Genomic DNA, 18,857 nt, shown 5'->3' on the forward strand with positions numbered 1-18,857 from the left:
TAAAACACGCCCTGCGCACAACACACGCAGCGCACCAAAAGACTTATCGCGGGGTGGAGCAGCCCGGTAGCTCGTCAGGCTCATAACCTGAAGGTCGTAGGTTCAAATCCTGCCCCCGCAACCAAAACACCAAAACCCCGGCGCTCAACGCGCCGGGGTTTTCGCGTCTCTGGCCGTCGCCCCAAAAGCCCGCCGCCGCGCTAACCCCACAATCGCGCAAAAATCGCGGCGCAGCACCCGAATATCTCGCCCCCGGCGGCCAACCGCGTCCGCGGAGCGGTGACGAGCCGCGCTGACGCGACGATGAAACCACCCTGGCGGGACCATGGCGTCGCGTCGCGCAAGCCGGCGTCATATCGGTGTCACCTCGCCGCTGTCTGCACTACCACCGTCGGCCAGATCGAAAGCGGGGACGCAGCGATGAACGCCCACCCTTCGGCCGCTTTGCCCAAGAGCCGCTGTCTCGGCTGGTGCCCGGAGCGATGCGACCAGTGGCCCGCGTGTTTCAGGGCGGCGCGAGCCGGGACCGTCCATCGCAATTGCCGGGTGCGGCATCTGCGGGCAGCATGCGGCGGCGCGCAGGCATGGCTCCTGGCAGATGCCGGCCCGAGCTGCTTGCCACAACCGCTACAGGGCCGCGCAGGCGGCCAGGTGCTCTCTTTCTTCCAGAACCAGAACAGGGACCGCTTCTATGAGCACTGATCTCGACCGTATCAAAGCGGAGATCGCCGACAGTTTCGATGAAGAACTCGAGATGCAACTCGAGGAGGACCGCATCGACGAGTTGGTCGCCGAGGGAGTGGCGCCATCGGGATCGACGCTGGACCGAAAGGTCTATTTTCGAGAACTGTTCCGGCTGCAGCATGAGCTGGTGCGGCTGCAGGACTGGATCCAGTACAAGAAGCTCAAGGTGGTCGTGCTGTTCGAGGGGCGCGACTCCGCCGGCAAGGGCGGGGCGATCAAGCGCGTGACGCAGCGGCTCAATCCACGGGTCTGCCGCGTCGTGGCCCTGCCGGCCCCGACCGAGCGCGAGAGACATCAGTGGTATTTCCAGCGCTATGTGCCGCATCTGCCGACCGCCGGCGAAATGGTGCTGTTCGACCGCAGCTGGTACAACCGCGCCGGCGTCGAGCGCGTGATGGGGTTCTGCACGCCCGACGAACTCGAGGAATTCTTCCGTTCCGTCCCGGAATTCGAGCACATGCTCGTCCGTTCCGGCGTCATCCTGGTCAAGTACTGGTTCTCGATCACGGATGAGGAACAGGAGTTCCGCTTCCAGATGCGCATCGCCGATCCGCTCAAGCAGTGGAAGCTCTCGCCGATGGACATGGAAAGCCGTGTCCATTGGGAAGACTACACCCGCGCCAAGGAGGAGATGTTCGACCGGACCCATACCGACTACGCACCCTGGTGGGTGGTCGAGGCCGTCGACAAGAAGAAGGCGCGGCTCAACTGCATCGCCCATCTGCTCAGCCAGATCCCGTATGAGGATGTGCCAAAGCAGGAGATTTCCCTGCCGGAGCGCGTGCGGCACCCGGACTACCAGCGCCATCCCGTCCCGCCGGAACTCTACGTGCCGGACCAGTATTGAGCGCATGACAGGCGAGCGCGTCGATCGTTGCCAAGCTGCGGGCCGCCTCGCCGAGGCGGCCCGCTCGGGTTTCAGGACAGCCACATCTCGCTGCCTTCGCGCGAGGTGAGCGGAGGGAGGGCCTGCCGCCTCGACGGGTGCAGGGGTCGTCGTTCGGGATGGGCGGTTGGGTGATCGCTGTCGCCGTGCAAACACTCCGCCGCGTTACAGCCATGTCATTGCGCTGTCGGGACGTCTCGTTCCCGATCATGGGGCTGTTGCGCGACGGGCTGAGCATCGCCATCGGCCCCCGGGGCAAGATGGAGCGAGCCGATTAGATCATTCGTCGGGCCGTCATGAAATCTGTAGATATCATCGGACTCGCACGCACGGGGTTCAGATGGATTATTTCAGGCGCTTCACTTTCCTGTTCGCGACGCCGAACTTCGATGCGGAGGATCTCGAGGGCATCCGCTTCCATCAGATCGTCGACGAAATCGAGAGGTCCGGCTTCGAGGTCGTCAAGGCGCGCAAGCTCGAAGACGCCGAGATCGCTGTCCAGACTGACGCTGCCATCGGCTGCATGGTCGTCGACTGGGGCAAGAAGGGCCTCGAGGGCAAGACCGCCTCGCTGATCAATTTGATGCGCCGGCGCGGACTCGAATTCCCGATCATCCTGCTGATCCGCCGCAAGCGTTTCGAGGACGTGCCGGTCGAAGTCCTCGACTTCATCGACGGCTATATCTTCCTGTCCGAGGAAACCCCGCCCTTCATTGCCAAGAGCCTGATCAGCCGCCTCAAGCAATATGCCGAGACGCTGAAGACGCCGTTCTTCGGCGCGCTGGTCGATTATGCAGAGGAGGGCAACCATCTCTGGACCTGCCCCGGCCATAATGGCGGCGTGTTCTACAGCCGCAGCCCGATCGGCCGGGTCTTCATGGAGCATCTCGGCGAGGCGGTCTTCCGCGACGACCTCGACAATTCCGTGCTCGACCTCGGCGACCTGCTGACCCATGAGGGCCCCGCCCTCAAGGCCCAGAAGGAAGCCGCCCAGATATTCGGGGCGGAGAAGACCTATTTCGTGCTCAACGGCACCTCGACCTCCAACAAGGTCGCGCTGGCGGCACTGGTCACCGATGGCGACCTCGTGCTGTTCGACCGCAACAACCACAAGGCCGCCCATCACGGCGCGCTGCTGATCTCCGGCGGCATCCCGGTCTACATCCCCACGGCGCGCAATGCCTGGGGGCTGATCGGCCCGATGCGCTGGGACACCTTCGACGAGGAGGCGCTGCGCGAGCGCATCCGCACCAACCCGCTGGTCAAGGACCCTGACGCCTGGAAGAAGCCCCGCCCCTTCCGCGTCGCGGTCGTCGAGCAATGCACCTATGACGGCACGATTCACAGCGCCGAGATGATCCTCCAGCGCATCGGGCATCTCTGCGACTACATCATGTTCGACGAGGCCTGGGCCGGCTTCATGAAGTTCCACCCGCTCTATGCCGGGCGCTTCGCCATGGGGCTGAAGGATCTCGGCCCGGATTCGCCAGGCATCATCGCCACGCAATCGACCCACAAGCAGCTGGCGAGCTTCAGCCAGGCCTCGCAGATTCACATGAAGGACCGGCACATCAAGGGCCAGAAGCGGCGCGTCGAGCACCGCCGCTTCAATGAGAGCTTCATGCAATACGCCTCGACCTCGCCCTTCTACCCGCTCTTCGCCTCGCTCGATGTCGGCGCGCAGATGATGAAGGGGCGTTCGGGCGAAGTGCTCTGGGACGACACGATCCGGCTCGGCATCGAGCTGCGCAAGAAGATCAGGGCGGTCCGCCGCGAATTCGAGGAGAAGGAGGCGCGGCTCGAGCGCCGCTGGTTCTTCGAGCCCTTCGTGCCTGACCGGGTGTCGATTCCCGATGCGGCGCGGCCCGGGGCCGTGCATGACGTCGCCTGGGAAATGGTCGCCACCGACCAACTCGCCAGCGACCCGGCCTTCTGGCAGCTCGCGCCCGGCGCGGGCTGGCACGGCTTCGCGGATATGGAGCCGGGCTTCGCCATGACCGACCCCAACAAGCTCACCCTGCTTACGCCCGGCTTCGACCGCAAGACCGGCGCCTATGAAGAGCACGGCATCCCCGCGCCGGTCGTCGCCCAGTTCCTGCGCGAGAACCGCATCGTCGCTGAGAAGAACGACCTCAACTCGCTGCTCTTCCTGCTGACGCCGGGCGTCGAGGCCAGCAAGGCCGGGACGCTGATCAGCGGGCTCGTCGCTTTCAAGAAGCTGCATGACGACAACGCTCTGATGGAAGACGCCATTCCGGAGTTCTATCGGCGCAGGCCGGCGCGCTATGACGGCGTGCGCCTGCGCGACCTCTGTGGAGAGATGCACCGCTTCTTCCGTGATCATCAGGTCAGCGACCTGCAGAACCGGCAATTCTCGCGGGAGCATCTGCCGGAGATGGTGATGTCGCCGCATGACGCTGCGCGCTGCCTCGTGCGCAACGATGTCGACTATCTGCCGATCGATTCGATCGCCGGACGCATCGCCACCACACCTTTCGTCGTCTACCCCCCAGGGATCGCCACCATCGTGCCCGGCGAGCGACTATGCGAGCGGGCCAAGCCCATGATCGACTATCTCAAGATGTTCGAGGCCTCCTTCAACGCCTTCCCGGGCTTCGAGGTCGAGATCCAGGGTGTCTATCGCGAGCTTGATGCAGACGGTCGGGTCCGCCTGCACACCTATGTGGTCAGCGAGCCGGCCGGGCACTGAGGTCGAACGACGCCATGGATGCTGACCTGCCGATCTTCGTGCGTCCCTCGCGGGACGACGATGTGGAACCCATGCTGGCAATCTATCGCCGGCATATCCGCCGCGGTATCGAGGCCGGGGTCGAGGAGACAGGCACCCCGCTGCCGGACGATCTGAAGGACCGCCGGAAGAACCTGCGCAACCGCCGCCTGCCGCATCTGGTGGCGACGCGCGGCGGCGAGGTGGTGGGCTACGCCTATGTCGTTCTCTTTCGCAAGCGTCCGGCCTATCGCTTCACGGTGAAGCATTCGATCTATGTGCATCACGAGCATCTCGGACGCGGCATCGGGAGGCTGCTCATGCAGGCGCTGATCGATGCCTGCGCAGCGGCCGGCTTTCGCCAGATGATCGGCTATATCGACGCGGAAAACACCGCTTCGCTGGCGCTTCACGAACGCTTCGGCTTCATCAGGGTCGGGCTGCTGCCGGGTGTCGCCTATCGCTATGGCAAATGGTCCGACAGCGTGATGGTGCAGCGCTCGCTCGGCGCCGGCGCGACCCTGCCGGCCATAGGCGACGCCGCTCTGCGGTGACGTTTGGATGGCGGTCTCCATCTGGCGTGCGCCGGGGCGGAGGCGATCGCTTGAGCCGGCTAGCGTAGCATCTTCGGCAGCCAGAGGGTCAGTTCGGGAAAGACGGTGATGATGGCGAGCGCGCCGAACAGCGGAATGTAGAAGGGCAGCAGCGCCTTGAAGATCGCCGGCATCGGCGCCTTGGCGATATCCGCCAGCAGGAACAAAGCGAGCCCCATCGGCGGCGTCAGCAGGCCGATCATCAGGTTGAAGATGAAGATGATGCCGAGATGGACCGGATCGACGCCGGCCAGCACCAGCGGCGCGCTGACGAGCGGCGCGACGAGCAGCGTCGCCGTGGTCGAATCCAGGAACATGCCGACGACCAGCAGCAGGCCGTTGACGATCAGCAGCAGCACGAGCGGATCGGTCGAGAGCGACAGGATCGTGCGGGTGAAGGTCTGCGGCAGTTGCTCGATCGTCAGGATCCAGCCGAACAGCGCCGCCGCCGAGACGATGATCAGCACCGCCGAGGTCGTCTTGACCGTGTCGAACAGCGCAAAGCGCAGGCGCGCCCAGCTCATGCCGCCATAGAAGACGAAGGTGATCAGCAGGATGTAGACCACGGTCACCGAGGCGGCCTCCGTCGGCGTGAAGATGCCGAGCAGCATGCCGCCGACCAGCAGGATCGGCGTGAACAGCGCCGGAGCCGCCGGCAGGAAGGTCGACCAGATCTCGCGCAGGCTCGGCCAGGTCCGCGAGCGCGGATGGCCGTGGCGATGCGCCAGCCAGGCGACTGTCGCCATCAGCAGCGTGACATACATCAGGGCGGGCATGATGCCGGCGACCAGCAGCTGCACGATCGAGACGCTGGTGACCGATCCGTAGATGATGATCGGGATCGAGGGCGGAAAGATCGGTCCGACCACGGCCGAGGCGCCGGTGATCGCGGCGGCATAGGCGCGAGAGAAGCCCGCATTGACCATGGCGCGGATCTCGATGCGCCCGAGACCGCCGATATCGGCGAGCGCGGCGCCCGAGGTGCCCGAGAAGATCAGCGAGCCGATGACGTTGACCTGTGCCAGCCCACCGGGGACGCGTCCGGCGACGGTGTGGGCGAAGCGGTAGATGTCGCTGGTGATGCCGCTCTGGTTCATCAGGCTGCCGACGAAGATGAACACCGGCACGGCGACCAGCGGGAACGAGTCGAGCGCATAGGTCATGCGCTGCGCGATCAGCTCCATCGGGAAACCGGCGAAGAAGACGTAGAGCAGCGCCGGCACGGCGATGGCGACGACGACCGGGAAGCCGAGGATGAAGAAGGCGACGAAGGCGAGGATGACGACGAAGGACATGGGATGCGTTCCGCTCGCTCAGATCTTCATCTCGGGCGGCAGGTCGAGCTCTTCCTCGGGCTCCATCTCCTGGGGGAAGCTGACATAGAGCGGCCTGTCCTGCAGCACTTTAATGAGCTGGATCCCGCATTCGGTCGTGGTCATCGTGAAGCTGACGAAGGCGGCCCCGAGGAAGAGCCAATAGGGCATGCCCAGGGTCGGCGTGGCATTGTCGAGATTGCTGGAGATCGCGATCAGGCTGGCGACGGCGGCGGTCGCGAAGGTTGCGATGGCGACGATCGCCGTGACCAGCTTGACGCTTCGGACGAAGCGTTTGGGGCAGAGGGAGAGGATCTCCTCCATGCGGATATTGGCGCCGCCCGCCGCGACATAGGGCAGTGCGATGAAGACCGTGCAGATCAGCATGAAGCGCGCGAGCTCCTCGGCCCCGATCAGCGGCGCGCCGACGATTTCGCGCGCGACAACCTGGAGGAACGGCAAGGTCACCATCGCGATCAGCATGACGAGGCTGCCCCAGCGAAAGACCCAGCGCAGCGGCTCCATCGCGCGGTCGATCGCATAGGTGCGGCTGTCGACGGCGATGGACGCAACGGGCGCGTCGGCGATGAGCGTCTCGGCGTGCATGGGACAGGTCTCGCTGGCAACGGACGGAATGGAAATCGCCCGCGCGCAGGGCCGGGCCGGGAGCGGACCGGGCGGCGCGAGGTCGCCCGGTCGTCAGAAGGCTCAGGAGGCCGAACGCCTCACTTCACGGCGGCGATGCGCTCGATATAGGGGCCCCAGCTCGGAAAATCGGTGCGGACCTGAGCGGAGACGGCCTTGCGGAAGTCCTCGACCTTGAGGCCGTCTGCCGCGGTGACGAACGTCATGCCCTTCTTCTTCAACTCGTCGATCAGCTTGGTCTCGGCTTCGTTGCCGAGCTTCAGCGTCTCCTCGCCGATCTCGGCGGCCGTGGCCGAGATGATGGCGCGGTCCTTCTCGGGGATCGACTGCCAGGTGCGCTCGTTGATGAAGACCGGCAGCACGTTCTGCATGTGGCTGGTCAGCATGACATGCGTCTGCACCTCGTAGAGCTTGTTGGCGTTGATCATGGTCAGCGGGTTCTCCTGCCCGATCACCATGCCGGTCATCAGCGCGGTAGGCAGTTCACCGACCTCGACCGGGGTCGGAATGGCGCCCATGCCCTTGATCATCGTGGTCCAGAGCTGAAGCGGCACGCCGCGGAAGCGCTTGTCCTTGAGATCGGCCGGCGAATAGACCGCCATCTTCGCCGTCATCTGGCGGGCGCCGCGATAGAGCCGGCCGATGATGCGGATATTGGCGGTGGCGACGAGCTTGTCGGAGAGCTCCTTCATCACCTCCGACTTGGCCGGGTCGGTCGCGTTCATGGCATGGGAGCCGTCGCGATAGGCGAAGGGCGCGGCGAAGACGGCGATGTCCGGGCTCAGCCGGGCGAGCGAGGCGAATTCGTGATGCGCCAGCGGGATCGCGCCGCTGCGGACTCCATCGACGGTCTCCTGCGCGCCACCGAGCTGCGAATTCGGGAAGACCTGGACCTTGACGCGCCCTTCCGTGCGCTGGTTGACGCGCTTGGCGAATTCCTCGGCGTACCAGTACTGGATGTCGCCTTCCGAGCCGACATGGGCATAGCGGATCGTGACCTGCGCCTGTGCCTGCAGTCCGAGTCCAACGGACAGGCCGAGGCCGAGGGCCAGCATCTTCAAGGCGTCGCGCTTCTTCATGGTATCCTCCCGTTTTGTTTTTATGATTGTCGAACGGCCCGCTGTCAGAGCCGGTAGAGCCTCGCCGCGTTGTCGTGGAACAGGCGCATCCGGTCTTCTTCGGACCGGTCTGCCGTGGCAGCGAGGAAGCCTGAGAAGATCGTGTCGAAATCGCCGACGAGGCTGTCGACGGGAAAGTTGCTGGCGAACATCGCTCGTTCGACGCCGAAGATCGCGATCGCGTCGCGAATGATGGCTGCGTTGCCGGCCTGCGCCCAGGCGATGCCGGGCCGGCCGATGCCGGAGATCTTGAGGGCGATGTTGGGCTGGGCGGCAGCCGTTTCGAGCGCGCGGCGCCACGCCGCCAGTGCCTCGGGGCTGCGGTCGGCAGGCAAGGCGGTGTGGTTGATGATGATCTGCGTTTCCGGCAGGTCGCGCGCCAGCTCCGCTGCCGCATCGAGATGCCACCATGGCGTCTGCAGATCGTAGGACAGGCCGTTGCGGGCGAGCTGCGCATAGCCCTCGCGCCAGGCGGGATCGTCCATCGAACCGGGCTGGCCGCGCCTGGCGTCGCCCGCGCTCGCGGCAGCGGCGGGCTTGTGCCTTATGCCGCGCACGATCGGGATCGCCGCATGGGCAGCCAGAAGCTCGGCCGCGCCGGGGTCGGCGAGGTCGCACCAGGCGACCACGGCCGAGGGCAATCCGTGTTCGGCGGCAACGGCCGCGATCCAGCGGCTCTCGCTCAAGGCGTTGGAACGCTCCCATTCCGCCTCGACGTAGACGGAGGCCGTCACCGGCCAGCCGGCGGTGTCGCGGCGGTAGTCGGCCGGCATGTAGCTCTTGCGGATGGCTGAGTAGTCGCCGTAGCGGAACGGGATCGGCGGCTCGTCGCTGAGCCAGGGATGACGGTTGGCGTCGAGATCCCAGACATGGTGATGCGCATCGATCACCGCGCTCGGCTTTTGCGGCGCGCTTGCCATCAGCCGCCTCCGCGCGCGGCTGCTTCGTGCTCGTAGAGCTTCACGACCGCAGCCGAGTCGCTCATCTCGTGGCCGAGCGCGACATAGTCGGCGTAGCGATGCACGGCTTCCTCGATCACCTTGAGGTCGAGCCCCAGCTCCCGGGAGAAGGCCTTGACCGCTTTGAGGTCCTTGAGCAACTGGCGGGCATAGCTCGCCGGCGGCTCGAAGGCGCGGGCCTGCATCTGCGGATAGAGCCGCTGCAGCAGGCTCGAATCCGCGTGTCCCCCGGCGAGGCATTGCGGCAGGCGCGCGGCGTCGATGCCGGCGGCTTCCGCCAGCATCAGCGCCTCCGCCATCACGACATAGCCAGTGCCGACGATGGCCTGGTTGATGATCTTGGTGGTCTGGCCAGCGCCGACCGGTCCCATCAGCGTGACATTGCCGGCCATGTCGGCGAGCAGCGGCTGCGCCGCCGCGAAATCGTCGTCCGAGCCACCGGCCATCACGGTCATGCCCCCGGTGCGGGCGAGTTGCGGCCCGCCCGAGACCGGCGCATCGACCCAGCCGGCGCCGGTCAATGCCTTGAGCTTGCCCGCCGCCTGCCGCGTGCCCTCGGGATCGGCTGTCGACAGGTCGATGACGAGCTTCGTCGAGGAACCGCCCGCCGCGACGCCGTCCCCAGCGAAGACGCAACGCTCGACCGCGGCCATGTGCAGCACGCAGAGCATGACGACATCGCTCGCAGTCGCGACCTCGGCCGGCGAGGCGGCTGGCCTGGCGCCGTGCGGGACGACGGTCTCCAGGCGCTCGGGCTCGAGATTCCAGACCGTCACCTGATAGCCCTTGTCGAGCAGGCGTCGCGTCATCGCCTCGCCCATGATGCCGATGCCGATGAAGCCGATGCGGGGTTTTGTCATGGCTGCTGCTCCCTCGGTGTCAATTTCACTGCCCCGCCCAGGTCGGCAGCGCCTTGGTCTTGGCCAGGAACGCGCTGACGCCTTGCCTGAAGTCGTTGCTGCCATAGACCCGGGCGATGAGGTCATCGACCTCGGGCAGGCCCTCGAAGGCCATGCGTCGCAGGATCTCCTTGGTCGCCCGCGTGGTCAGCGGGGCGTTCTCGGCGGCGCGGCGGCACAGGGATTCGAGCTCGGCATCGATCGCCTCCGGCTCGACGACGCGCAACAGGAAGCCGGTGGGGAGCAGATCCTGCGCGCCGAAGATTTCGCCGAGCAGGACCATGCGCCTGGCGGCCGCGACGCCGATCGCCCCCCGATCCGCGCCAGGCTGAGAGGCGAGAGGCAATTGCCGAGCGTGCGGCCGATCGGGGAGCCGAAACGCGCATCGGGCGTCGCAATCCTGAAGTCGCAGGCCGCGGCGATATTGAGGCCGCCGCCGACGGCCCAGCCATCGATCACGGCGATGGTCGTGACGGGAATGGCATCCAGCGCGCGCATGCAGTCGTCGCCGCTGCGTTCGTAGGCGACGCCGTCCGCTCCGCCGGTGAAGGTGGCGAAGCCGGAGATGTCGGTCCCCGATACGAAGGCCTTGCCGCCCACGCCACGGAACACGGCGACCCGGACGGACGGATCCTCCGCGATCCTGCCGGCGATGTCGCGCAGCTGGAGCCACATCGCGCCGGTGAGCGCGTTATAGGCGCCTGGATTGTCGAAGCGGACATGGGCGACGTCGCCCGTCTTCTCGTAGGTGACGCGGGGTTCGCTCATGCTGTCTTACCCGACTTGGCTGCCTCGGGCAGAAGGCCCTGGCTGATCAGTTCGGCGCGCAGTTCCGTGCCATGCTCGTCGAGCAGGGGCGGCGGCAGGCGGATTTCCTGCGGGGTGTCGCTGAGCTTCACCGGGAAGCCGAGGGCGCGGAACTCGCCCTCCACCGGATGCGGCACCATCTTGACCATCTCGCGGGCCACGGCCTGCTCGCTGACGACGGCCTCGCCGTAGTCGAGGATCAGGTCGGCGGGAACGCCCGCCTCGAGCAGTGCGTCGATCCAGTCGCGGCGGGTGCGCGTCAGGAAGGTCGGGGCCATCGCGTCGATCAGGGCGAGCCGGTTCTGCAGGCGTGCGGCGTTGGTCGAGAAGCGGGCATCCTCCTGCAGCTCCTCGCGGCCCAGGACCTTGAGCAGCTTGAGCCAAAGCCCCTGATTGGCGGCGCCGATCACGAACCAGCCATCGGAGGCCGCCACGGCCTGATAGGGTGCCGACATCCGGTTCGCCGAGCCGATCGGCTCGGGCGCGCGGCCGGTGCCCCAGAGTTCCGTCGTCTCCCAGACCGACAAGGCCAGCGCGGCCTCGAACAGCGAGGCATCGAGATACTGGCCCTTGCCAGTGGTCTGGCGACCGATGACGGCGCTGAGGATGGCATAGGTGCTGAACAGCCCGGCGCCGAGATCGGCGACCGGAATCGAGTTCTTAGCCGGCTCCATGCCGGGCAGACCGTTCGAGCTGAGCACGCCGGAGACCGCCTGCGCGATCAGGTCGAAGCCCGGACGCTGCGACCAGGGGCCGGTCTGGCCGAAGCCTGAGATGCTGGCATAGATCAGCCGCGGATTGATCGCGCTCAACGTGGCGTAGTCCATGCCCAGTCGGCCCGCGACGCCGGGGCGGGCATTCTCGACCAGAACGTCGGCCGTCTTCACCAGTGCGTAGAGAACCTCGCGATCGGCGTCGGATTTGAGATCGAGCGCGATGCTGCGCTTGTTGCGGTTGAGCGCGAGGAAGCCGGGGCTGTCCTCCCCCTTCATGCGGAAACCCATCGACTGGCGCGTCGAGTCGCCGGTCCCCGGCGGCTCGATCTTGATGACGTCGGCGCCCATATCCGCCAGCAGCATGCAGCAGAACGGCCCGGCCATGACCTGCGATATGTCGAGAACCCTGATGCCTGTCAGCGGTGGTGCCATGGACGATATCCTCCGGCATGTTCCGCCTCCTTCACTGGCGTGAGGGAGGCGGTATGATCGTGGTCGATCGCGGCGTGCTGCCAGCGAGCGGCAGTGGGGTGCGTCAGACGGCGGCCTTCTTGATCGCGTCGAGCGTCTCGCTGCCGTATTTGCCGACGAAGTCCTTCTCCACCTCCGCCGTCACGATTTTTGCAAAGGACTCGCGGTCCGGGCTTTCCACCGCCTGCATGCCGGCCTTCTTCAGTGCGGCGAGGCTCGAGCCCTCGGTGTCCGCGTTCATCTGGCGCTGGGTCACGGCGAGCTCGGCGCCGATGCCGAGCAGCAGCTTCTGGATCTCGGGGGAATAGGCATCGAACTTGGCCTTGTTCATCACGACCGGGCCGGTGGTGAAGGCGTGGCGCGTCAGCGAGAGATGCTTCTGCACCTCGAAGAACTTCGCGTTCAGGATCAGCGTGACCGGGTTCTCCTGGCCGTCGACCGCTCCGGTCTCCAGTGCCGTGAACAGCTCCGTGAACGCCATCGGGGTCGGGATCGCACCGAGCAGCTGGAAGGCCTTGATATGGGCCGGGTTGGGCGTGGTGCGGATCTTGAGCCCCTTGATGTCGGCGGCGGTCGCGACAGGGCGGCGGTTGTTGGTGAGGTTGCGCCAGCCGATCTCCCAGGTCGCCAGCGCCTTCAGATTCGAGGCTTCGAGCTCGCGCCGCAGGCCTTCTCCGATCGGACCGTCCATCACGGCTGCGGCATGCTTGCGGCTCTGGATCAGGAAGGGCAGGTCGAGCACATTGAGCTTGGGCGCAAGCCCGGTGAAGAAGGGGTTGCCGGTCAGGCAGATGTCGATCGAGCCGCCGCGCACGGCGCTGATCGTCTGCGCATCGGAGCCCAGCGCGCCATTGGGGAACACCTGGACCTCGAACTGCCCCTGGCTGCCGGCCTTGACGCGCTCGGCCAAAAGCAGTGCCGCCTTGTGCCAGCTGTCGGATTCCGGATGCGGATGGGCAAAGCGCAGCCGCGTCGCCTGGGCGAAGGCAGGGTTGCCGATCGCAAACAGCGAGACACCGGCGGCGGCGCCCTTCAGGGCGGTTCTGCGGGTCAGGGTCATGGCGTCCTCCTCGTGATTTTTATGGGTCGATTCAGGTTGTTGGGGGCGGTTTCAGCGCCCGTAGAACCATTTCGCGGGGATGGTGACGATCTCCGGCACCAGGATCAGCAAGGCGAGCACGGCGAGCTGCGAGAGCAGGAACGGCATGACGCCGCGAATGACCCTGTCCATCGAGATATTGCCGACGGCGCAGACGACGTTGAGGACCGTGCCGACCGGCGGCGTCAGCAGGCCGATGGCGTTGTTGATGATGAACATCACGCCGAAATAGACCGGGTCGATGCCGGCCTGCTTGACGATCGGCATCAGCACGGGCGTCAGGATCAGCACGGTCGGGATGAAGTCGAGCGCCGTGCCGACGACGACGACCAGCAGCATCATCGCCAGCATGACCAGGGTCTTGTGCTCGATCAGCGGGCCAAGCAGGCTTGCGACTTGGGCCGGGATGTCGGCGATGGTGATGAGCCAGGCTGAGACCAGGGCCGCCGCCACCAGGAACATCACCGCGGCCGACGTCTTGAGCGAGGCCAGCAGCGCCGGACGGATGTCCTCGAGCTTGAGCTCGCCGTAGACGAAACGGCCGACCAGCCCGGCATAGACAGCCGCGACAACGGCGGCCTCGGTCGGGGTGAAGGCGCCGGCCTTCATGCCGCCGATGATCAGGAAGGGCAGGCCGAGCGCCCAGATGCCATCGAGCGCCGAGCGTGCGATCTCGCGCGGCCGGGCGCGGCTGGCGCGGGCGACGGGCTCGTCGCGCGCGACGACATACCAGGTGATGACGAGCGCAAGCGCCATCAGGATGCCCGGGACGATACCCGCCAGAAACAGCCGCGTGATCGAGACGCCGGCGGCGACGCCGAAGACGACGAAGCCGATCGAGGGCGGGATCACCGGGGCGATGATGCCGCCGGCCGAGATCAAGCCGGCCGCGCGCGGCATGTTGTAGCCCGCCTGGCGCATCATCGGGATCAGGATGGCGGCGAGCGCGGCGGTATCGGCGACGGCCGAGCCGGAGATCGAGGCCATCACCAGCGCGGCGATGACCGCGACATAGCCGAGCCCGCCCTTGACGTGGCCGACCATTGTGACCGCCAGCGCGATGATGCGGCGCGAAAGCCCGCCGGCATTCATCAGTTCTCCGGCCAGCATGAAGAAGGGCACCGCCATCAGCGGGAAGGAATCGGCGCCGCCGACGAGGTTCTGCGCGAGGATCTGCGAGTCGAATGTGTCGAGCTGCAGCATCAGAGCGACGCCGCAGACCAGCAAGGCGATCGCGATCGGCACGCCGAGCGCCATCGCGCCGATCAGCGAGCCCAGGAAGACGAGGACGGTCACTTGCGCGCCTCCGCCGGACCCGTCTCGCATTGCCTGGCCTCGAAGGCCGCCAGTTCCTCGGAATCGGCGCCGATCACCAGGGCTGAATCGGGCATGCGCCCGGTGAGGAGATCGAACAGGGCGATCAGGTTCAAGGCCCCGATGCCCAATCCGCAGAGCAGCCCGGCGATATAGGTCACGGCCAGTGGGATGCCGGTGACAGGGGCGTAATTGTCGATGTTGATGACGCTCTGGCGCCAGCAGCCGCCGACCAGCAGCGCCATGCACAGGAGCGAGAGCGCTTCGGCTGCGAGCCTGCACCACCAGCGGCCATTGCGGCCGAGCATGACGACGACCGTGGTCATTCCGAGATGATTGCCGTCCTTGGCGACGAGGAAGGCGCCGCCGAAGGTCAGCCAGACGAAGATCATGCGCGAGGCTTCTTCCGACGTGGTGATGCCGGAGTTGAAGATGTAGCGCAGCACGACATTGCCGAAGACCATCGCAATCATGGCGACGAAGCCGATGAGCAGCAGATTCTCGACGCTGCGCAGAAGGGCGTGCCGGATGGCGCCGCTCATGGCGTGCACCGCCTGTGGACCCTGTGCATGCGAAGACGCTGCCGGCGACGGGCCAGCAGGGCGTGGTTTTCGACCATCGCCTTCTCCTCGTTTGTTTCCCTGGCCGTGGCGCTGAACCGCCCGGTCTCGATTATCTGTATGCAGCATACCGTGTGCGGGAGACGTGTCAAACGCTCGGCCGTTCCGTCGCGCGAAAAGTTGCATGCAAGAATTGGTGGGCGTCAACCGAGCCGTCGGCATGACCGCCTAGCGATGACGACATCCTCGGCGTCGCCACGGTTCCACCCATGCGCAAGAGCGGAATGCTGCATGCAGCATATCTTGAGCCGCGGGGAGAAACTGCTAGTCTGGTCGTCCGGACCGCCGGTCAACGCGGCGGCCGATCCCTGGGGAGGGACCTAATGAAGATCATCGTGAAGGCCGCCATCGGCATGGCGGCCATGCTGGTTGCCGCTGGCCCGTCCTGGGCCTTCCCTGATCGCCCGATCCAGCTGATCGTGCCCTGGGCCGCGGGCGGCGGCATGGACTCCGTGATGCGCATCTTCGCGGCCGGCTTCGAGGCCGAGCTGAAGCAGCCGGTCAATGTCGTCAACCGCACCGGCGGCGGCGGCATCACCGGGCATACGGCGATCGCGGGCGCTGCTCCCGACGGCTATGTCGTCGGCGGCATCAGTCCCGAAATCTCGTTCTTCAAGGCTCTGCGGCTTGGAGATCTGACCATCGACAGCGTCGATGCGTTCTCCCGCGTGTCGGTCATTCCGGCCGGCGTCACGGTCAAGGCCGACAGCCCCTACAAGACCATCGCAGACTATCTGAAAGCGGTGAAGGACAGCCCGAAGGGCACGCTGATGGCGTCGGGCACGGGTGTCGGCGGCTCCTGGCATATCGCGTCGGGCGGGCTGCTTAAGGCGGCTGGCGTCGCGCCCGACGCCGTGAAGTGGGTCCCAAGCAATGGTGGCGCCCCGGCGCTCAACGATCTCGTCGCGGGCGGCCTCAGCGTCTTCACCGGCTCGCCGATCGAGGCCAAGGCGATGCTCGAGGCGGGGCGCGTGCGCACCCTCCTGCTGATGACAGCCGAGCGCCATCCCAGCTTCCCCGACATCCCAAGCGCGAAGGAGGCCGGCCTCGACTGGACCTATGAGAACTGGTTCGCGCTGGCGGGGCCGAAGGGCATTCCCGCCGAGCGCCGCAAGGTGCTCTTCGACGCGGCCGCCAGGACGATGCAGCGTCCCGAGGTCCGCAAGGCGATGGCCGATCGCGGCATCACGCCGGTCTGGGACAAGCCGGAAGAGTTCGCGGCCTATGTGACGACCTTCACCGAGCGCGGCAACGGCATCCTGCGCGATCTCGGGCTGGCGAAGAACTGAGGCACAGCGCGGCCGGGATGCGGGCATCCAGGCCGCAGTGCCGCATCAAGGGCCGGTCTGCGGAAACAGGCCCGGCCAACTGGCGCCAGCGTGGACGTCGCCGGAGAGGCCGTGATCCGTAGGCTGCCCTGTTGGGGCGCGCGTCGCGCGCTCTCGCGGCAGTTCGCAGCGGGCCGATCAATCGAACGTTCAACTCGCTTTACGCACGCGTGTCGGCAGTGCGATGGCGGCTGACGCTGGATTGGGCTGCTGCCGGGAGTGGGATTCGGCCACCGGTTTCGACCATGGCGCGCTCTTGAACCACCCGACCACGACCGCCACGCCAAGGATCAGTGCGAAGCCGATGAGATTGAGCAGGGCCACGACAAGCTCGCCGCGGCCTGCCATGTCGGCGACGGTGCCGAGCAGTCGCGCCAGGACGACGCTGGCGAGGAAGGCCGCGAGCGATTGCCTGCCGATCAGAATGAGCAGATGGCCCGGCCCTTGATCGAGCTGCCGGCGCCAGGGCTCGATCAGGCTCAGCACGAGATAGGCCAATGCCAGGAAGTGCAGGATGCGCAGGACGTGCAAGTTGCTCTTCTCGGCATCGGGGAGAATCAGATCGCGCAGGGCCTGGGCCGCCGGCCAATGCTCGACGATACCCCAGAAGGAGAGCGGGACCGAGAGCACAAGGAAGATCGCGGCGCCGATCATCAGGCGCCAGTCGCCGAGCTGTGGCACTGGCAGCCATTTCATCGCGATGAAGAAGCCGATGAAGAAGATGAGCTGCCAGGCGAAGGGGTTGAGGAACCAGCCGGCGCCATTCCACGGATTGCCAAGCAGGTTGAGACCAGCGCTCCAGACCAGCCCATAGAGCAGCCCGGCCAGCAGGAAGGGCAAGGCGGAATGGACGCGCCTGAGCGCCATCATCACTGGCACCAGCGCCAGGATCACAAGATACATCGGCAGGATGTCGAGATAGTCGGGCTGCCATGTCAGGGTCGCCAGGCCGAGCAGGGCCATCTCGGCATCGCTGAGCAGCGGCGCGAATTGCTTGGCGACCTCCGCCAATCCGAAGCTGCGGTCGAGCAGCGCGGCCAGCGCGATCAGCGCCAGAACGACGCCGAGCTGTGCCCAATAGACCTGCCAGATCCGGTAGGCGATGCGTGCCGTGCCGAGCGCGAGCCCACGACGGACGAAGACGCTGCCGAAGGCAAGCGCACTGGCGATGCCCGAGCAGAAGACGAACAGTTCGGCTCCCGAGGAGAAGCCGAAGCGCGCCGGAATGAAGGCGTTCCAGCTGTTGTCGGGCACATGGGCGACGAAGATGATCAGCATCGTCAGGCCGCGGAAGAAATCGAGCCGCTCGTCGCGCGGCCGCTTCGCCGGATGGGAACCCTGCTGCTGCATCAGAAGGCTCCCTCGTCGCTGTCGGCGTCGAGCCGGCAGGCTGGCGCGGTGAAGCTGCTGCGCCTGAAAGCGGCATCGGCCTCGCGCCGCAAGCTGCGGCGGTCGACGCCGACAGCGACGAGGTCGGCGCCCGCAACGGGCTCATGCCGGATCGCGCTCGTCTGCGCGGCTTCTATCGTTTCGCGGTGCATGCTGTTGTCCAGGCTGGCCGTGCTGACGGCTCGCGTGAGAGATCGCACGGCCAGCGCGTTTGGTTACATTTTACTGAGCTGTGAGGGTGGTACGTGCCAGGGTGGCCGGTGCGCTTGCCGTCGCGGGCGGGGCATTGGCCGGCATGGCGATCCGCCAGGCGCGCTCGACCCAGGCGGGATCGGACATGTGGCCGCCGGCATGCAGGCAGAGTTCGAGCCGCGCCGTTCCGCTGCAGTGTTCCGCGACGCTGCAGATCAAGGCGGCAGTCGACACAGCTTGCACAGCCGCAGGGAATGGCGCGGTGCAACGGCCGGGCGCGAAAATGGCGAGGCTTCTGAACAGGTCGCCCTGCCGCGAGCCCTGGCGCAGGGTTCGTCCGGCCAGCGGCACAGTGGTGTCGGCGGTGCCATGGACATGGATCAGGTTGGGGCGGGGGCTAGCGCAGCTCTCTGGCAGCGGCTCCCAGAAGGCGCCTGCGATCGGTGCGAAGGCGGCGAAACGCTGCGGCATCCGGCAGGCGAGATACCAGACCATCGAGCCGCCCTGCGAAAAGCCTGATGCCATGATCCGGCGGGGATCGACAGGAAAGCGCCTGGCGACATCGTCGAGAACATGGCTGACATAGGCGAACTCGTCGCGGTTACGCGCCGGCGAGCCGGGAAAGGACCAGCTCCGGCCGACGCCGTCCATGGCGATCAGCGCGACACCGAGACGCTGCGCCACAGCGACCAGCCCCTGATCGGCGATCGTCTCCTCGGCCGAGCCCTGATAGCCATGGAAATACATGATCGCGCCGCTGACGGGTCCAGCCTTTGGGTGCTGCGGCAGGACGATACGGTAAGAGCCGCCCTCGACCTGGCAGCCGGCCTCGGCCGGGCAGGAATCGACCGGCTTGAGGTCGGCCGCAGTCTGGGCTCGCCCCTGACCTGAAAGGGTGCAGGCGGTGGCGAGCGCCAGCAGCCACCTTGTCGAACGCCACGCCGCCGCCATCGCCGAAGCTCCCTCGCACACGCGCCTGCACGCGCTCTCGCAGGCCTGAGCGTATCGGGCTTGCAAGGGCGGTTCATCTGCGGGT

18 protein-coding genes and 1 tRNA gene are annotated in these 18,857 nt (G+C 66.4%); 5 read left to right on the top strand and 14 right to left on the bottom strand.

The genetic code is table 11. From position 1 onward, the window contains the following. Nucleotides 1-47 precede the first annotated feature (47 nt). The 4 genes from AE618_RS02455 (at nt 48) to AE618_RS02475 (ending at nt 4,912) form a co-directional block, all read left to right on the top strand. Nucleotides 48-124, top strand: a tRNA-Met gene (locus tag AE618_RS02455). 567 nt (nt 125-691) lie between these two features. Further along, nucleotides 692-1,591 (top strand): polyphosphate kinase 2, encoded by a 900-nt coding sequence (ppk2, locus tag AE618_RS02460; RefSeq protein WP_054207481.1) that lies wholly within the window; start codon nt 692-694, stop codon nt 1,589-1,591. Nucleotides 1,592-1,970: 379 nt separating this feature from the next. Next, a complete protein-coding gene (locus AE618_RS02470; protein ID WP_054207483.1) occupies nt 1,971-4,340 on the top strand; it encodes an Orn/Lys/Arg decarboxylase N-terminal domain-containing protein in 2,370 nt (789 codons plus the stop codon). A 14-nt stretch (nt 4,341-4,354) separates the two neighbouring features. Beyond that, nucleotides 4,355-4,912, top strand: coding sequence for a GNAT family N-acetyltransferase (locus AE618_RS02475; RefSeq protein WP_054207484.1), 558 nt, complete (start codon nt 4,355-4,357; stop codon nt 4,910-4,912). Nucleotides 4,913-4,971: 59 nt separating this feature from the next. On the opposite strand, the gene AE618_RS02480 is transcribed toward AE618_RS02475, so the two are convergent. The 11 genes from AE618_RS02480 to AE618_RS02525 form a co-directional block, all read right to left on the bottom strand. Further along, complete coding sequence (locus AE618_RS02480; RefSeq protein ID WP_054207485.1) at nt 4,972-6,246, bottom strand: TRAP transporter large permease; 1,275 nt, start codon at nt 6,244-6,246, stop codon at nt 4,972-4,974. An 18-nt stretch (nt 6,247-6,264) separates the two neighbouring features. Next, nucleotides 6,265-6,870 (bottom strand): TRAP transporter small permease, encoded by a 606-nt coding sequence (locus AE618_RS02485; RefSeq protein WP_054207486.1) that lies wholly within the window; start codon nt 6,868-6,870, stop codon nt 6,265-6,267. A 119-nt stretch (nt 6,871-6,989) separates the two neighbouring features. After that, on the bottom strand, nt 6,990-7,988 hold the full coding sequence (locus tag AE618_RS02490; RefSeq protein WP_054207487.1) for a TRAP transporter substrate-binding protein: 999 nt from the start codon (nt 7,986-7,988) through the stop codon (nt 6,990-6,992). Nucleotides 7,989-8,032: 44 nt separating this feature from the next. Further along, a complete protein-coding gene (locus AE618_RS02495) occupies nt 8,033-8,947 on the bottom strand; it encodes an amidohydrolase family protein (protein ID WP_054207488.1) in 915 nt (304 codons plus the stop codon). Beyond that, on the bottom strand, nt 8,947-9,846 hold the full coding sequence (locus AE618_RS02500; protein ID WP_054207489.1) for an NAD(P)-dependent oxidoreductase: 900 nt from the start codon (nt 9,844-9,846) through the stop codon (nt 8,947-8,949). The genes AE618_RS02495 and AE618_RS02500 overlap by 1 nt, the downstream gene beginning before the upstream one ends. Nucleotides 9,847-9,871: 25 nt before the next feature. Beyond that, nucleotides 9,872-10,150 carry a hypothetical protein gene (locus AE618_RS29125; RefSeq protein WP_349236423.1) on the bottom strand — a complete coding sequence of 93 codons (279 nt, stop codon included), beginning with the start codon at nt 10,148-10,150 and terminating at the stop codon, nt 9,872-9,874. Further along, the gene (locus AE618_RS02505; protein WP_349236422.1) at nt 10,033-10,653 is read right to left on the bottom strand and encodes an enoyl-CoA hydratase-related protein; all 621 of its coding nucleotides are present in this window, start codon (nt 10,651-10,653) and stop codon (nt 10,033-10,035) included. The genes AE618_RS29125 and AE618_RS02505 overlap by 118 nt, the downstream gene beginning before the upstream one ends. After that, nucleotides 10,650-11,840, bottom strand: coding sequence for a CaiB/BaiF CoA transferase family protein (locus AE618_RS02510; protein WP_054207490.1), 1,191 nt, complete (start codon nt 11,838-11,840; stop codon nt 10,650-10,652). Before AE618_RS02510 ends, AE618_RS02505 begins: the two co-directional genes overlap by 4 nt. 103 nt (nt 11,841-11,943) lie before the next feature. Beyond that, nucleotides 11,944-12,939, bottom strand: coding sequence for a TRAP transporter substrate-binding protein (locus tag AE618_RS02515; RefSeq protein WP_054207491.1), 996 nt, complete (start codon nt 12,937-12,939; stop codon nt 11,944-11,946). A gap of 51 nt (nt 12,940-12,990) precedes the next feature. Further along, complete coding sequence (locus AE618_RS02520) at nt 12,991-14,274, bottom strand: TRAP transporter large permease subunit (RefSeq protein ID WP_054207492.1); 1,284 nt, start codon at nt 14,272-14,274, stop codon at nt 12,991-12,993. Continuing rightward, nucleotides 14,271-14,834: a TRAP transporter small permease gene (locus tag AE618_RS02525; RefSeq protein WP_082364943.1), complete on the bottom strand. Its 564-nt coding sequence runs from the start codon at nt 14,832-14,834 to the stop codon at nt 14,271-14,273. Before AE618_RS02525 ends, AE618_RS02520 begins: the two co-directional genes overlap by 4 nt. Nucleotides 14,835-15,235: 401 nt before the next feature. Here AE618_RS02525 and AE618_RS02530 point away from each other — a divergent pair, with 401 nt between their 5' ends. Next, nucleotides 15,236-16,201 carry a Bug family tripartite tricarboxylate transporter substrate binding protein gene (locus tag AE618_RS02530; protein WP_054207493.1) on the top strand — a complete coding sequence of 322 codons (966 nt, stop codon included), beginning with the start codon at nt 15,236-15,238 and terminating at the stop codon, nt 16,199-16,201. A gap of 189 nt (nt 16,202-16,390) precedes the next feature. Here AE618_RS02530 and AE618_RS02535 read toward each other — a convergent pair whose 3' ends face one another. The 3 genes from AE618_RS02535 to AE618_RS02545 all read right to left on the bottom strand — a co-directional run bounded on the left by AE618_RS02535 (nt 16,391) and on the right by AE618_RS02545 (nt 18,772). After that, a complete protein-coding gene (locus AE618_RS02535; RefSeq protein WP_054207494.1) occupies nt 16,391-17,590 on the bottom strand; it encodes an OpgC family protein in 1,200 nt (399 codons plus the stop codon). Then, entirely contained in the window at nt 17,590-17,781 is a 192-nt protein-coding gene (locus AE618_RS02540; RefSeq protein ID WP_054207495.1) for a hypothetical protein, read from the bottom strand. Before AE618_RS02540 ends, AE618_RS02535 begins: the two co-directional genes overlap by 1 nt. 70 nt (nt 17,782-17,851) lie before the next feature. Next, nucleotides 17,852-18,772, bottom strand: coding sequence for an alpha/beta hydrolase family esterase (locus AE618_RS02545; protein WP_054207496.1), 921 nt, complete (start codon nt 18,770-18,772; stop codon nt 17,852-17,854). Nucleotides 18,773-18,857 lie beyond the last annotated feature (85 nt).

The organism is Allobosea vaviloviae (assembly GCF_001298265.1).
Classification (GTDB): Bacteria; Pseudomonadota; Alphaproteobacteria; order Rhizobiales; family Beijerinckiaceae; genus Allobosea; species Allobosea vaviloviae_B.

Excerpts from the sequence above, each read along its gene's own strand:
- ppk2 (WP_054207481.1), top strand. The coding sequence starts at position 692 with ATGAGCACTGATCTCGACCGTATCAAAGCGGAGATCGCCGACAGTTTC.
- AE618_RS02470 (WP_054207483.1), top strand. The coding sequence starts at position 1,971 with ATGGATTATTTCAGGCGCTTCACTTTCCTGTTCGCGACGCCGAACTTC.
- AE618_RS02475 (WP_054207484.1), top strand. The coding sequence starts at position 4,355 with ATGGATGCTGACCTGCCGATCTTCGTGCGTCCCTCGCGGGACGACGAT.
- AE618_RS02480 (WP_054207485.1), bottom strand. The coding sequence starts at position 6,246 with ATGTCCTTCGTCGTCATCCTCGCCTTCGTCGCCTTCTTCATCCTCGGC.
- AE618_RS02485 (WP_054207486.1), bottom strand. The coding sequence starts at position 6,870 with ATGCACGCCGAGACGCTCATCGCCGACGCGCCCGTTGCGTCCATCGCC.
- AE618_RS02490 (WP_054207487.1), bottom strand. The coding sequence starts at position 7,988 with ATGAAGAAGCGCGACGCCTTGAAGATGCTGGCCCTCGGCCTCGGCCTG.
- AE618_RS02495 (WP_054207488.1), bottom strand. The coding sequence starts at position 8,947 with ATGGCAAGCGCGCCGCAAAAGCCGAGCGCGGTGATCGATGCGCATCAC.
- AE618_RS02500 (WP_054207489.1), bottom strand. The coding sequence starts at position 9,846 with ATGACAAAACCCCGCATCGGCTTCATCGGCATCGGCATCATGGGCGAG.
- AE618_RS02505 (WP_349236422.1), bottom strand. The coding sequence starts at position 10,653 with ATGAGCGAACCCCGCGTCACCTACGAGAAGACGGGCGACGTCGCCCAT.
- AE618_RS02510 (WP_054207490.1), bottom strand. The coding sequence starts at position 11,840 with ATGGCACCACCGCTGACAGGCATCAGGGTTCTCGACATATCGCAGGTC.
- AE618_RS02515 (WP_054207491.1), bottom strand. The coding sequence starts at position 12,939 with ATGACCCTGACCCGCAGAACCGCCCTGAAGGGCGCCGCCGCCGGTGTC.
- AE618_RS02525 (WP_082364943.1), bottom strand. The coding sequence starts at position 14,834 with ATGAGCGGCGCCATCCGGCACGCCCTTCTGCGCAGCGTCGAGAATCTG.
- AE618_RS02530 (WP_054207493.1), top strand. The coding sequence starts at position 15,236 with ATGAAGATCATCGTGAAGGCCGCCATCGGCATGGCGGCCATGCTGGTT.
- AE618_RS02535 (WP_054207494.1), bottom strand. The coding sequence starts at position 17,590 with ATGCAGCAGCAGGGTTCCCATCCGGCGAAGCGGCCGCGCGACGAGCGG.
- AE618_RS02540 (WP_054207495.1), bottom strand. The coding sequence starts at position 17,781 with ATGCACCGCGAAACGATAGAAGCCGCGCAGACGAGCGCGATCCGGCAT.
- AE618_RS02545 (WP_054207496.1), bottom strand. The coding sequence starts at position 18,772 with ATGGCGGCGGCGTGGCGTTCGACAAGGTGGCTGCTGGCGCTCGCCACC.